Below are 15,349 nucleotides of genomic sequence, written 5' to 3'. Positions count from 1 at the left end.
CTAATTTTTAAACAATATGTATTATTTCTGGAAGATTTCATATAATAAGGTTCTGATAAAAAATAGGATGGTGTGATGGTTTTTTTAAAGGATGGTTTTTGGAAGAAGATTATTCATCTTCAAATCTTCTTCTGTCAATTAATTCTTGACGTTTTCCAGGGTTCCAACCACCAGATGATGATTTTGCACGTCCTACTTGTTGTACATATCCTGTGATTCTGTCATACCATTCAACATCTTCACTTTCTCCACAGGTTGGGCATTTGTTGTTTAAACCTTTCATTAAAGTTTTACAATTAAGACAGAAACTTAATGCAGAACTGTAAGCCCAGAAACCAATATCTGATTTTTTAGCTATTTTGTTAGTTAAACTCATTAATGAATCCGGATCGGAATATGATTCTCCCATAAATGCATGGAAGATATGTCCGCCAGGAGTTAGACTGTGGTATTGTTCTTCGATTTTTATTTTGTCAATAAGGGATACATCTGTGTTTACCGGAACATGTGAGGAGTTAGTGTAGTAATTAGCACTTCCGTCACCTTGTACGATAGCTTGATCTCCGAATTGCTCTTTATCAAGAGTTGCAAATCTGTATGCGGTGGATTCTGCAGGAGTTTGTAAAACAGACCATCTGAGACCGGTTTCCTCTTTTAATTTGTCAGCTCTTTCATTTAAGTATTCAATACATTTGACACCAAATTTGTTTGCATCTTTATCTTCGATACCGTTTCCAAATAATGATAATAACATTTCGTTAAGACCAACAAAACCAAAGGATAATGTTGAATTTTGGATTCTGTAATAACTGTCTTCTCCAACTTTTTGTTTAAGGAAAGGTAATATATGGAAGTCATTTAAACATTTTAATCCTTGTTCTCTTCTGAGCATTAATGTTTCTGCAGCTAAATCCATGTATTCATCTAAGTACTCAAATACTTGGGATTCGTCTTTGGATTGGTATCCGATTCTTGGGAGGTTTAAAGTTACATATGCAAGGTTACCTGTTCTTAAACAGTCTTGTTCCCAATCACCAGTCCAATTATCTTGTAAACAAGTTCTGCATCCCATGTAATTCGCCATTTTACCTCTGTAATCAGGCAACATATTGATAAAATAGGATGATCCGTATTTTGCAGATAATTCATGGACTAAATGTAAGTCTTCTTCGTAATCTCCTTTTAATGTTTCTTCACGAAGTGTGTAAATAGTATTCGGGAAAAGATGAGGTTTTCCTTCTTGGTCTCCTGCAAGCAATGTTTCGGTAAATGCTCTTTGGATTAATCTTGTTTCTTCTTCAAAATCACCATAAGTTCCTACTACTTCTCCTTTTGGACCGTATGCAGTTACATCCTGTAAGAACTTTGGAACTCCGAATTCTAAAACCATACTTGTAAACGGTACTTGGGAACCTCTAGCTGCGTAAGCCATATTTAAATTATAAATAAGCATTTGAACAGATTGTTTGATTTCTTCATAGGTTCTTCCTCTTGCAAATGGTGCTACAAATACGTTCCATAAGGACATAGCTTGCCCTCCGGACATATTCTGTTGTGATGCAAGCATAATTTCTCCAGTATGGTTCATTAAAGTTTCCATATGGTTTGGAGCACCTGCAACAGAGGTATGATCTCCAGTTCCGTCTACTTTAAGCCCGTATCTGATGAAGGTCCTTATATCATGTTGCATACAGTTTAGAGGTCTTCCTGCAAAGAATTCCAAATCGTGAATATGAATGTCTCCAGACATGTGTGCATCAGCTAAATGTGATGGGAGCATTTGCAAAAGAGCATATTGTTTTAATGCTTCATCAGCTACATGCTTGTGGATACTTTCAGGATTATGAATCATGTTTGCATTATCTCTGTTACCGTTTTCAATTAATGAAGTGATGTTGTATACAGGGATACCTAAACGAGTGTAACGGCTTCTTAGGTCTTCTAATCCATATTCTACAAGTTTGGTGTTTACCATTTCCCTGATCATTGGTGCAGTTAAGTATTCAACATTTAATTTTTTAAGTTCTTTCCAAACTTCAGTAGCTATTTCAAATGCAGTTTCCTGAGATGCACCGGTTTCTTCAATTAAAGTATTTGCGATTTTGGATAAATCAAATGCTTCAATAGTATCTCTGGAAGTACGTACTTTTAATTGGGTGCTGGCTAAATATTTGTTAGCTATTTCACCGTCAATATCTTCCAAACATTCATATACGATTTTTTTAATTTCTTTGGTTTTAATGCCGTCATAAAGTGAGGAAACAACCTGAGCCACAATTTTATCAGATTCAAAGAAAGGGGTTTCAACCATTACTAATGATTTTAATAATTTTTCATAGCTAAATCTTTCTTTAATACCGTTGTTTTTTTCAACGTTGATTTTCTTGGAGTTAGCAAGTTCTTTCATTATTTCAGAAGTCTTTTCCATATATGTCACCATCCTATAAATTTTGATGAGAGAGTTTTCTCTCAGTTGTATTAATTGTATATTGTTACTTGTATATATTATGTTCGTTTTGATACGAACGATATATGCTTCAGTTAAAATTATTCATGAATTTTTAAATATTATATTAAACTGCAAGAGCAATTAAAAAGTATTGATGTTCTTTAGAAGAAAACATCTAAAGAACTTTGTTTGGATTTATCACTTTCAAAAAGCGAATGAATTCCAAACTCTTGAATTTCTAAACGCTGTCTTAAATAATGAGACACAGGGTATCTATTTACCAAATCCTGCGATATCTCAAGATATTTAGTTACTGAACCTTTAGAAACTGAAAGTATTAAATTTCCACCACATTTGCATTTTCCGGTAAGTGGCATTCTTCTGTATTTTGAACCGCATTTTGTACATCTTACTTTTTGTTTGGAAAATGCCCTTGAATTTCCCATAATATCCGGTAAAAAGTGGGAAGATAAAACTTTTTCCACAACTCCCCTTTGATCTACCGCTCTGATATTTTCAGCCAGTGCAATTTGAGCTTCTACTTTTTCCCTCATTGAAGGAAGTCTTTTATAAAGACATACTGTAGGTCCAGCATGGATACTTGATGTGTGGTGGGAAAACATCAATCCTTCGTATTGCTGCGGGGTTCCTAAATGCATTTCCACATTGTCAATGTATTCTAAAACTTCAGCAGGTTTTAATGGTTCATAAGTTTTTTCATAAAACTCAACAGGGAATCTTTCAAAAATATCCAGATTGTGGGATTCGTCATCTATTTCTTCAGGATCAATTCTTGAAGATAGAACTAACGGAGCATCCATACTTCCTCCTCTTGTATTTGGAAGGTATGATTTTGAGAAGTTGATTAATGCATCTAGAAGCAGCATTACTGCATCTTCATCACTATCACAATTTCTACGTTTTGCAGAGTGGAAATAAGGATGTGCATAACAGCATAATGCTTTTGTAAATCCAACAATCCTGCCTAATACTCCTGCAGAAGTGTGGGGAGCAAGACCTGCCACTAAATGTCCAATCAAGTCAGATTTTTCCTTAACATTATAGAATTTTTCCATTCCATAATATCTTTCAAGTTCATCATCAATGAAATTGGCGGTACGGACAAGATAGTCTGCACAGTTATTGGAAATAACAATATCCTGCACTCTAAGCTCTATAATCTGCTCATCATTTTCAATTGGATTTCCATAGCAGTCTTTAGTATAACCCATTTTCAGAAGTTTTTCAACAGTAACTCCAATTTCTTTTGGTATAAAATGAGTTAAAGGCAAGTCTGTTGAATCATGACGGATGGTTCCATCTTTAAATGTAAATACTTCGTTTTTGGATCTAAGTATTCCTTTTTCAAGAGGTTCAGGTAACTTGGATTCAGAAATCATACCTACAACACCTTTCATTTCATCAACTTTTCTTACTTTTACATTGTCAGATGCTTTTTTAAGCATAGCTGAAAGGTTTATGTTTTTTACACTATGTGGGCTGATTTCTGTTGGAGCTCCACAGTGAGGGCAGATAGACTGGAATGAACTAATTTTACATTGAGTACATTTTCTTCTAGCTAAATCTACTTTGATATTACCTTTTTTAGCTGCAGTAGCTACTAATCTTCTGCTTCCACCATAATTGCCAATTGGGAATAATCCGTGTGGTGCAGGCCTCATTAATCTTTCTTTGGATTTTTCAGGTCTTCCTACACGGGTACCAATATATGCAGGAGCTTTGTTTTTAATTTCAACTGGTGAAACTTCATTTAAAGCTTCTATAGTATGTTCTTTAACAGGAACATGATTTACTAATGTATTTATTAAAGCATAGCTGTGGTCTTTGTCTATTGTTATTTTTCCATCTTTTACAGTGTGGGGAACACCTATAATTTCCAGTACTCTTTTTCTGTAATCCAAATCAATAGTAAGTCCGTTTTCTTGTGAATATTTGGATTTATTTTCCAGAATCACATCAATCATTGAGTTTAAATCATTTATTGTTACATCATTATAGCAGTAGGTGTATTTTGGATGTAGAGGTATATTATATTCTTCAGATAACTTAAAAGCTTCAGCAGCAGGAATATAATCATATTCCAGATGATGTAAATCTAAAGTTTCATCCGTGCTATCAAATTTGTCGCTTTTTTGAAGCAGACCAATCCACCATTCTTCACACCATCCTGAAGGCATTAATGGTTGGTTGTTTCTTAAAAATTCTCCAAATGCAACAAGCATATCTCCTAAAAACAGGATTTCTGTAACCTGATTTTTAAGTTCTTTTGCCTGTTTGATTTTATCTATTTTTACAACATCTCCGTTTTTAAGTTTTACAATAGGTCCTTCAATGGAGTCTACCGGAACAACACAGTTACCTTTTCCAGGATATTCAATTTTAAGCTGTGTTCCGACAGCTAAAAAATCAAGCAATGCCATTGTTGCAGGATGGACCCCCATAGTTGCAAGTCCTGTGTTTCTGGAACGGCCATACCTTAAACGGAAACCTCCTTTTTCAGAAGGATAACCTAAAACAGGCCTTCCGCCAATAATATCCTGAATATATTTTGGTTCAGTTACTAAATCTGTGCTGTCATCATCAGATTTTTTGTCATCATTTTTTGGTTTTGAATATTCGGAAAGCCAACCCCAGCTATCCAGTTTAAGTTTTTTAGAGATTTTTAAAATCTTTTTGGATTTCTGAATAACTCCTTCAACCATAGCTAAAAGAGCTCCTCCCCTAATATTATTGGTTTCAACACGTTCCAAATCTCTGTGAGATACTTCAACCTGATCAGTTTGTTCTCCAGTAACTTCTACTGGTATATGGTTAGCTGCAAATCTTACCTCTTCCGGTGTTGGTGAGTATTGCAGGTTGGTAACTTCTGATTCATAAAGTTCCACTTCTTCTACATAACGTTCAATTTCATCATCAACAGGTTTAAAATCATCAATACCTATAGCTTCTTTAATTTTATCTCCAAGCAAAACAGCTAATGCTGCTGCAGTTCCTCCTGCACTTCTGATAGGTCCTGCAAAATAAACTGCAATATATTTTGTAGAATCGAAATTCTGTTTAATTTTTACCTGGGAAATACCTTCCAATGGAGCAGCTACGACTCCTTCTGTAAGAATAGCTAGTGCAGTCCTGAGAGCCTGGTCGCACCTTTGCTCTTCATTATAATTTGCTTTTTCTTTTGTAAGCTCAAATTTTCCAGATGCTATTTCTGCAGCTATTTCAAAAGCTACTTCTTCTCTGGTAATATCTTGTTCTAATTCTTTAATACGTTTAGCAACACCTTCAGGACCAACAAGCCCTTCAACTCTTTCAGCTAAATCCTTTGCTAAAGGAACTTCACTTTTTGTTTCAACATCAAGTCCTTTAGACCTTGCTTCATTAGCTATTTTATATAATACTTTAGTATCTGCTTCTAATCTATCAAAATAGTCCATGTTTATCTCCATGAGTTTTTAAAATCTGTTAGTATAATGTATGTTTTGCTACTTATTTAATCATTGGGGAGGCACAAAAATTTTCATCTGTAGTTGATAAAGATTTAAATAATTTAATAGTAATATATTTATTTTTGTATACTTGTTGTTGAACATAAATTTAGAAAAGATTATTATTGCTTGTATGGTGATATAGTGTCTGAAGAAAACGTAACTGAATTTGAAAGCCAATTAAAAGAAAAAGATCAAAAATTAGATAATCAGTCTAGTGAACTTAATTATTTAACTAATGAAATTATTCCTAATCTTAAAAAAGAAAATGCAGAGTTAAAGAAAATTAAAAATGAATTAACTGAAGCATTAGAAAAAACTACTAGGAAATATTATGATCAATTAGATATTAATGCAGATTTAAGCGAAAAATTAACAAAAATTGGTGCTGAAGATGCAATTAATAAAGTAAGAGCTGAAAAGCTTGAATCTGAAATTGATGATATTAAAAAAGATGCAGAAGCTAAAGTAGCTGATTTCAAAGCTAAATTGGATGATGTTGATGCAGATAAAGTTGATAAAATAAAAGCTGAAAATCAGGATTTACATTCTAAATTAACTGAAAAAACTTCTGAATTAGATAAACTTAAAGAGTTAGTCCCTAATCTTAAATCTGAAATTGATGATTTAAGAAAACAAGTTATTGAAATGGGAAATTATAAGGAAGAAGTTGATGCTAAAGTTAAAGGCGAAATGAATAAGCTTAATGAAGAAATTAAGTCACTTACTGCAGAACTTAAAGGTAAGCAAAGTAGTTACGATAAATTACATAACGATTCACAAAAAACTATTGATGATTTAAAAGGACAAGTTTCCAAACTTAAAAAAACTTTAGAAAAACAAGCTAATAGAGGATTTTTAGACAGACTTTCCAATAAAAAAGTCTCAATTGATGATGATTAAATCATCATCCCATTTTTTTTATTATGCATAATGATACTTATTTTATAAATGAAGCTTTAAAGGAAGCTGAAAAATCTTTAGCTGAAGGAGGCATTCCAATCGGAGCTGTTTTAGTTAAAGATGGAAAAATTATTTCTCGCGGCCATAACAGGCTAATTCAAAACGATTCTGTAATTTTGCATGCAGAAATGGATGCTATTGAAAATGCCGGCCGTTTAAATCATGAGGATTATCTTCAATCCATATTATACACAACTCTTTCTCCCTGCCCGATGTGTTCTGGAGCTATATTGTTATATGATATTCCGAAAGTTGTAATTGGTGAAAATACAACATTAATGGGTGCAGAATGTTTGCTTGAGAAAAATGGTGTAGAAATAACGGTTTTAAATAATTTGGAGTGTAAAAAATTGTTTGAAAAATATGTAGAAGAAAACCCTGAATCTTGGAAAAATGAATTATCCAAAGTAGGGAATTCTACTAATGTTTGTGATTTTTAAGCTTCTTGCCTTAATCTTTTAACAACAAAATCTTTATCAAGAGATAGTAAGAATGATGCTGCTCTTGGACCTTGTTTTTGACCTAAAATCATTTTATAAATAGCCTGGAATCCTTTTTGAGGTTTTAATCCTTGGCCTTCAAGAATTTCATACATTGCATCATGTAAATCTTCTGCTTTGTTAAATTCTTTTGATTCCATTAAATCAGCTAAATCACTTAAGAATTGTGTTTGTTCATCAGTTAATGGTAATTTTGGAACACTTTTCTCTTGAACTTGGAATTTTACAAATTTAGGAGCATAGTTGTCTAACCAGTTAACTACATTGTCAACACGTTCCTGGAATTGTTTTAATTCAGTTTCATTTAAATCTCCGAATTCTTTATCCTTAAAGCTTTTTGTTAACTGGGAATTGTTTTTAAGAATTGTAAATATTTTTTCCAAGTTATTTCCAGCTATTTGGTAAGCATTAACTAAGAATCTGTAATGTGGTCTGAATGGTAAAGGACTGCCTTCATTTATTTGAGCTATTTCATAGATTTTTTTGAATTTTTTACCTTCTTTTTCAGATGGTGCTTCTTCTTCATCGTAAAATACTTTTTCTACTTTATCAAACTGATCCATGAAGTCTAAAAATGACATTTTAGGTGAAAAATCTTTAGCTTTCATAGGTTTGCTTCTGAATAAGTAATAATTGAGACTTTCAGCAGGTCCGATAGCTAACCATTGTTCCGGTGTGAAAAATACTCCATGAGATTTACTCATAGCTTCTCCATCTAAAGTAATCCATTCGTAAGGAACTGGGTATGGTGCTTCATAGTCAAATATTTCTTTTGAAATAATGCTACTTACATCATAGGAACCTCCACTGGCTGCATGGTCTTTCCCGAATGGTTCGCAGGTAACATTAAATATTTTCCACCTTGCTGCCCATTCCACTCTCCATGTAAGTTTTCCGTTTCCGGATTTGATATCCATTTCACCTTCATGACCGCAGTCACATCTGTATTTAATGATATCTCCATCAAAATCATATGCATAGGTGGTATTTACTCTTCCACATTCTTCACAAATCGGATTGTATGGTAACCAGTCATCTGCTAGAGGTTCTCTTCTGTATTGATTGAAGATTTCTTTGATTCTGTCTACATTTTCAAGAGCGGTTCTTATGTAGTCATTGTAGATTCCGCTTTTATACATTTCAAATCCTGATTTATGTTCTATTTCAATGCCGTATGAATCCATAACTCCTAAAAATGGTTTTTCAAAGTGTTCTACAAAGTTGTCACAACATCCGTCAGGACATGGAATTGTTGAGTAAGGCATTCCAAGATATTTGTCATAATTTTCAGGTAATGGGTATGGAACTTTTCTAAGGGGGTCATGATCATCAGCAATCCAAATAGTTTGAGCTTCTTTTCCTAATTCTCTTAATTTTTTTCCGATTGCATTAGCTATAAATACATCGCAGGAGTTTCCAATATGAATAGAACCTGATATTGAGGTCCCACTTGCAATTACATGTTTATCAGTATCTCTTTTACTTAATTCCTCAGCTATATTTTCAATCCAATGTTTCATTACATCACCGATAATTTATAATCATAAAAAATAAGTTATACAATTAATATTTCTTGTTATTAATATAAAAAGATTGTTTAAAAAAGGCAGTTATGGAAAGTTTTTTTAGTCTTTTTTTAAATTGTATTTTTATTGAAAATTTTATAGTAAAAAGTAAAATAACATGTTTGTGCATGTTATGAAGAAAAAATAATAATGAATTTTAAAAAATGTAAAAGAGATTAGTTATTTAATCTCTTAAGATATTTTTATTGTGTTTCCTGTTTGGAAGTCGTTCCAGTAGGAAGTTATGATGTATTCACCGGCCATCAGTCTGATTCCTAATTTGGCAATACCGTTATTGTCTGTGAGTTTGTGGTAAAATACTCCGTTTACATTAAATGATACATTTTGGTTAGCTATTGGTTTGCCTTGACCGTCTAATGTTTGTGCAGTGAAGCTGCTTCCGTCCAGGTATTTCATGTTTAAGTTTTTAGTAATTAATGTCGGCAATACATTGACTTTGTTTCCTATACTTAATCCGTCAACCATTGTGGTTATTATGTATTCTCCAGGTCTTAAAGAGATTCCCAGGCTTGCAATACCGTTTTCATCTGTTTTTTTGTGGTAGAATACACCGTTGATGTTAAAGGTTACTTCCTTGTTTGCAGCTAATGATCCGTCCTTGTTGTAGATGGTTGTCTGGAATCTGGAAGCATTCAAATAGTATTTAGTTAAATCATTTTGAACAATCAGTGATTTTACAGTAATATTATTACCTGACTGCTCACCAGTAACAAGGTTAATTGCTGTTATAACATATTTGCCGGGATTTAAGTTAATACCCATCATAGCTATTCCTTTATCATTGGTGGTTTTAGTGTAAAAGACACCATTGATATTAAACTGAATATCTTTGTTTTTAAGAGGATTTCCCTGTGAATCAGTAAATATAGCATAATACTGAGTATTGTTTCTAAACATTTTAACAACGTCCAATCCTTTAACTGTCGGTTCAATAGTAACTTTCGCCTGCCTGGTTATCGGAGTATAGTTTAATAATCCTTTAAAGTTAACAGTTACTGTGTATATTCCACTGTCCAAGCTCAATCCTAAACTTACAACACCTTTTTCATCTGTTGTTTTAGTATAGGTTTTTCCGTTAATTGTTATTTCAATTGCAGCATCTCTTATAGGATTTCCCTGTTTATCAGTTAAAGTAGCTATAAATCTTGTACCGTCATGATAAATCATTTTAACATCAGGAGCATTTAAAATAACATTATACTCAACAGATTTGATTTCAAAAGTTCCGTTGTCAGTAGCTCGAGAAATTTTATCAGTTCCTTTATATGTTGCAGAATATGTGTATTTGCCCTCTGGAAGTTTATCAAAGCTTCTAAAACCAACACCATCAGTTATTACTATTTTATAGAACTCTTTATTAAGCTCTAAAGTTACATTACCTGTAATTGGTCTTCCATCTTCTGTTTTAAGAGTTGCACTAAATATTATTTCATTTTCACCTATTTCAACATTAACTTTCAATATACTTCTTGTTTGATTGATTACAAGTATTTTAGTTGTATTGGAACTTAAATAATTATTATCTCCATTATAATATGCATTTATGGTGTATGATCCACTTGTTAATGGTGAAATTAACCATGATGCATTACCGTTGCTGATGGTTTTATTTCTTGGTGAATATAATCCTAAAATTCTAAATGTAACATTACCTGTAGCATCATCATTTACTACTGCATATATTCTAATATTTTGGCCTTCTATGATTTCTGAAGTTATAATGTTTATATTTGAAGGTGCTTTAGCTATTTTAAATTCTTTGGTGTCAGAGGAGCCTTGGTAAATATTGTTTCCGTTGTAGGTTGCTTTAACATTTTTATTTCCTGCATTGACTTTATTGAATGTAACTTTGGCTACTCCGTTTACTATTTCAACAGTTTTTGAGTCATGGTCAATAGTAAAAGTAACGTTTCCATTTGCACCGCTTGTAATGTTGGCTGTTATAGTAATGGATTCACCATAGATACTGTCTTTAATTGTATTGATTGTAATGGAGGATAATGAGTTTTTAATATTGAATTCAACTTCTTTTGTGTTATTGGTATAGTTGGAATCTCCTGAGTAAATTACTTTTAATGTATGTTTTCCTAAGGTTAAATTAGCTATTTCAACACTTGCAGTTCCATTTTTCAATGTTTTACTGTAAGTTTTACCATCTATAACAAATAATATAGTTCCTGTTGCATTGGCAGGTAATTTAACAGTAATTACTTCAGTTTCTCCGGCTAAAATGTCTTTAATGTCAATATTTAAATCTGCTGGTTTTACAATAATTTTGTTTTTGGCTGTAATTCCATTGAATGTTGCTTTAAGGATATATTCTCCTGCTTTTAAATTTAAATTAAGATAACCTAAACCTTTAGAATTTGTCATTACTGTGTAATTTTTGTTATCTATGTTTATTTCAACTTTTGTATAGGTGTAAGGATTTCCTTGTTTGTCTGTTAAATTAAAGTGATATATTGAGTTATCCTGCTCTTTGATTGTTAAATTCTCACCAGTTAATATAAAATCAATGCTTGTTATGTTTATTGTGGTATTCCAGCTTGCAGATTCAAACTGTTTATCTCCAAGGTATAAAACATAAATGTAATTGCTTCCTTTTGTGAAATTAACATTAAATACAGCTGTTCCGTTTGTGAGAGTTAATTTATAGAATTCTTTATTGATATAAACTCCAACTTCGCCGGTACAGGTGTTGGGATTAGTTTTTACATTGATGATTCCGGTTAAATCATTGTTATATGTAATATTTACAGTTAGATTGCATGAATCTCTTAGAACTTTAAATGTTGTTGTTGCAGTTGATGGGGCGTATTTGGAGTCTCCGGGATAATAAACAGTTACATTATAACTTCCGCTAGTTAAATTGTGTAGTGTAATGTTTGTTACTTCTGATTTTAAAAATATTGTAGTATTTATGCCATTTACACAGAGTATAGCTTCTCCGCGAAGATTGCTTGGATTTACAGTTATTGTAGCTGTTGCATCTTCTCCAGCTTTAACATCATCTACATTTATTGTTAAATTAGTGTTAAATTTACTTACTTTAAAAATTGTACTTGCATTGCTGCTTTCATAGTATTTTGAATCCCATAAAACAACTGTAAGGTTATATTCTCCAACAGCAAAGTTTTTAAGTGGAATTGTAGTTTTTCCGGCATAAATGTAAATTATTTGTTTAAGTTCTCCATTGATGTAAAAGTAACCTTGTGTTTGGGAACCTTCAGGTTCAAGATTTATAATTAGTTCTCCGTTTTGCCCGATTTTAACTTCAGGTGCAGTAATATTTAATGTAGTTGGATGTTTATTTACAGTATAATTGCAGTAATAGAAGACTTTAGCATAATCTGAGTCGCCTTCGTAAATTATTTTAATACTATAAGTTCCAGGTGTTAAATTAGTGAGTGTTAAATTAGCTAATCCATTAGTTAAGTTTATGGAATATTTTTTATCGTTAATAATGACTGTTACATTTCCAGTTGGGATGTGTGTGTAGTTTCCGTTTACTTTAATTTTAAATATTGCATCTTCACCGTAGATAATGTTGTTATTGAAATCCACATCTATTTTTGAAGTTTCTTTTCCAACATCAAGAATTATTTCTTCTGTGTGTCCTCCTAAATTAGCATAAACTTTGTATTGGCCTTTTTGAGAAGTGTAATTATATTCTAATACGGTGGTTCCATTTATTAAAGGTTTAGTTATATTTACTTCTTTTCCATCAATTATAGTGGTAAATGTAACATTCATATCCGGAAGTAAGTTATAATCTGTAAATACTTTTCCATTAGCTAATTTTAAACTTATTTTAATAGGGGAAATTTCTCCGATTTGTAAAGATTGGTACTCTGGTTCAAATTGGAAAATAAAATAATCATTTACAATACAGCTGGCATCCTCTGGATAAGGGTTACTATTTGTAGAGAAGTAATTATAATTAACAAATGCGCGCCCAGTATTAAATATAAAATTTAATGGTTCTCCGTAGTTTACTGCATTTTTATCTACATATATGTGATTGGTATTGGTAAATAAATTGTAAGTGGATTCTAATTTTCCAGTATTGTAAATATTGAAGGTTCCTGATAAGTAAGTTATTGCAATAGGAGGTTGATGACCGTTATTGTTATCAAAAATACTTTTTGTTATTGATAATGTTCCTTCATTGTATACTGCACCATAATAAACAGTTAAATAACTAATAATTGGGTTTATAATGTTGTTCTTAATTATGGAGTTTGTTATAATACAATTTCCAGTTTCATAGTTATATATTGCATTACCCGGGTTTCCATTTTGAAGATATGTGTTAAAGCCATTGTTGTCGAGTATTGTATTATTTATAGTTAAATTACCTGCATTTCCAATAGCTCCTCCAACAGATTTTGAACCAGATAATGTTATTGTACTATTTAAAAGATTTAAACTGCCTATATTATATATTCCACCACCAGTCTGTGCAGTAGAATTTTTTATTAACAGGTTTGTAATATTTAAAGTTCCTTTGTTGTATAGTGATCCGCCATTAACATTAACTGCAGTAATATTTATGAATGTGGTGTTGTTAATATTTCCAATTCCTAAATTATAAAGTGTACTTGTAGATTTAATATTGTTAAATATTGAATTTTCAATGATTAAGTTGTTTGAATTAAATATTCCGCTTCCATCTAATGAATTTTCTCGTTTTCCAGTATATGATTGGTAAATAATATTATTTCCTAAATTTTGTGGTGTTGTAGAGTTGATAGTTATACATAGACCATTTGAGGTTATATTTTCAAAAGTGCTGTTTATTATTTTTAAATTACCTATATTTTTAATTGCTCTTGTATTTATATTGTTAAATTGAGTGTTGGAAATTGTTGCGCATCCCTTTTCTAAATTATATATTAAACCTTCTTCAATCATGGATTTGTTACCAATTTTCACTTGTTTTGGAAGATAAATATTGTTAAAATGGCCGTCATTAATTTGTAAATTTCCATTGTTATAAATTATTCCGGTGTCATCATAATTTACAGAATAAATCGCTTGTGGATTTTTATAATTGGGATTAATATTTTCAAAAGTCGTATTTATTAATTTTAAGTTTCCTACATTTTTAATTGCCTTCCCGTCAATATCTTTAAATGTAGAATTAAAAATATTAGTTATTCCATTATTTTTAATAAGATAACTAGTGGTATTGGTAAAAGTTAAATTGATAAGATTAACCTGGGTATTTTGAGCTATTTGAAACATATTGGAGTTTCCAATGCCATTAAAAGTAGTGTTGTTCCCGATTATTGTAACAGATTTATTAATAACTAAAGTTTTATTAGCTATTATATTAATATTTGAAATATAAATTGTCCCATTAGTTTTAACTAAATCTAGAGCTTTTTGAATGGATTCAATAGAATTGACCCATGAATTATCAGAGTAGAAGTTATTGTCAATAATAATTGAATCTGTTGTTAAATTAGTGTAAGTTACTTTGTGTAATTTCTGAAATATTAATGTATTTGAATCCGATTTAAGAAATTGCACTCTTAATTGACTATTATCTGAAATTTGGTAGGAAATGCTGGTATTTAAAGAGTAAATATTAGGAGAATGTTGATATTTTGGAACATCAAGGCTTGATATTGGAATTGATTGGATTAATTTATTATTTTCAAAAACATATATTGACTGGTTTTTAAAATAACTTTCTCCGCATAAGAGTTTTCCTTCAAAATTAACTTTAATTGTAGTATTATCACTTTGGATAGTTTCAACATTTATGCTAAGATTCATATTATTTGGAGTATCTACATATTCATCATTGCTATTTGTAGAAGGTCTGTTATTAATATAGTTTTCATTATAATTAACTGTATTTTCGCCATTTAGTGTAAAAGTTTCAATATTATCTGTATCTTGTATTTCACTAGAATTCAGGTTATTTGAATCTTGTGCACTAACATTAGCTAGTGAAAAAATTGCACAAATAAAAAATATTGCAATAAATATAGGTTTTAATTTCATATAATCACCAAGTTACTTATATGTTATTAAGTAAGTAATATAATCTTATTGATTTTTATGCAATATGTATTGTTTTATAATAATTTTCGAAAATTATTCAATTATTTAATAAATTTATTGAATGAATAATTTTAATTTCTAATATTGATTAGGATATGTTTCTAAATATATTTAAGTATAATGAATATTATATTGTTTATATGAACAAGTTAACTTTAATTTTTATAATGTAATATTTGTATATTGTTTTTGTGGAGATTTTAAATCTATGTTAATTTGTTTTAATAATTAATTGGAGGAAATTAAATTGTTAAATACTAAAAGGATAAT

The 15,349-nt window shown here is 31.0% G+C and carries 6 protein-coding genes; 2 read left to right on the top strand and 4 right to left on the bottom strand.

All coding sequences use genetic code 11. From position 1 onward, the window contains the following. Positions 1-109: 109 nt before the first annotated feature. Both nrdD and polC read right to left on the bottom strand, forming a co-directional pair. Entirely contained in the window at positions 110-2,440 is a 2,331-nt protein-coding gene (gene nrdD / locus K4897_RS04410) for an anaerobic ribonucleoside-triphosphate reductase (protein ID WP_019266923.1), read from the bottom strand. 170 nt (positions 2,441-2,610) lie between these two features. Beyond that, a complete protein-coding gene (gene polC / locus K4897_RS04405) occupies positions 2,611-5,916 on the bottom strand; it encodes a DNA polymerase II large subunit (RefSeq protein ID WP_250416901.1) in 3,306 nt (1,101 codons plus the stop codon). A 183-nt stretch (positions 5,917-6,099) separates the two neighbouring features. Here polC and K4897_RS04400 point away from each other — a divergent pair, with 183 nt between their 5' ends. After that, positions 6,100-6,858 (top strand): acyltransferase, encoded by a 759-nt coding sequence (locus K4897_RS04400; protein ID WP_250416899.1) that lies wholly within the window; start codon positions 6,100-6,102, stop codon positions 6,856-6,858. Positions 6,859-6,881: 23 nt separating this feature from the next. Then, entirely contained in the window at positions 6,882-7,358 is a 477-nt protein-coding gene (locus K4897_RS04395; protein ID WP_029143296.1) for a nucleoside deaminase, read from the top strand. Here K4897_RS04395 and lysS read toward each other — a convergent pair. Together lysS and K4897_RS04385 are read right to left on the bottom strand one after the other, a co-directional pair. Next, complete coding sequence (gene lysS, locus K4897_RS04390) at positions 7,355-8,938, bottom strand: lysine--tRNA ligase (RefSeq protein WP_019265272.1); 1,584 nt, start codon at positions 8,936-8,938, stop codon at positions 7,355-7,357. The genes K4897_RS04395 and lysS overlap by 4 nt on opposite strands. A 237-nt stretch (positions 8,939-9,175) precedes the next feature. Then, entirely contained in the window at positions 9,176-15,019 is a 5,844-nt protein-coding gene (locus tag K4897_RS04385) for an Ig-like domain repeat protein (protein ID WP_250416898.1), read from the bottom strand. Positions 15,020-15,349: the final 330 nt, after the last annotated feature.

It is taken from the genome of Methanobrevibacter sp. TLL-48-HuF1, from assembly GCF_023617305.1.
In the GTDB taxonomy this organism is placed as follows: Archaea; Methanobacteriota; Methanobacteria; order Methanobacteriales; family Methanobacteriaceae; genus Methanocatella; species Methanocatella intestini.
The sequence above is the reverse complement of the archived record's forward strand: the minus strand, read 5'-3'. Positions and strand labels throughout refer to the sequence as shown.

Bases quoted from the DNA above. Each gene is read 5' to 3' on its own strand.
- nrdD (WP_019266923.1), bottom strand. From the start codon at position 2,440: ATGGTGACATATATGGAAAAGACTTCTGAAATAATGAAAGAACTTGCT.
- K4897_RS04395 (WP_029143296.1), top strand. From the start codon at position 6,882: ATGCATAATGATACTTATTTTATAAATGAAGCTTTAAAGGAAGCTGAA.
- polC (WP_250416901.1), bottom strand. From the start codon at position 5,916: ATGGAGATAAACATGGACTATTTTGATAGATTAGAAGCAGATACTAAA.
- K4897_RS04385 (WP_250416898.1), bottom strand. From the start codon at position 15,019: ATGAAATTAAAACCTATATTTATTGCAATATTTTTTATTTGTGCAATT.
- lysS (WP_019265272.1), bottom strand. From the start codon at position 8,938: ATGAAACATTGGATTGAAAATATAGCTGAGGAATTAAGTAAAAGAGAT.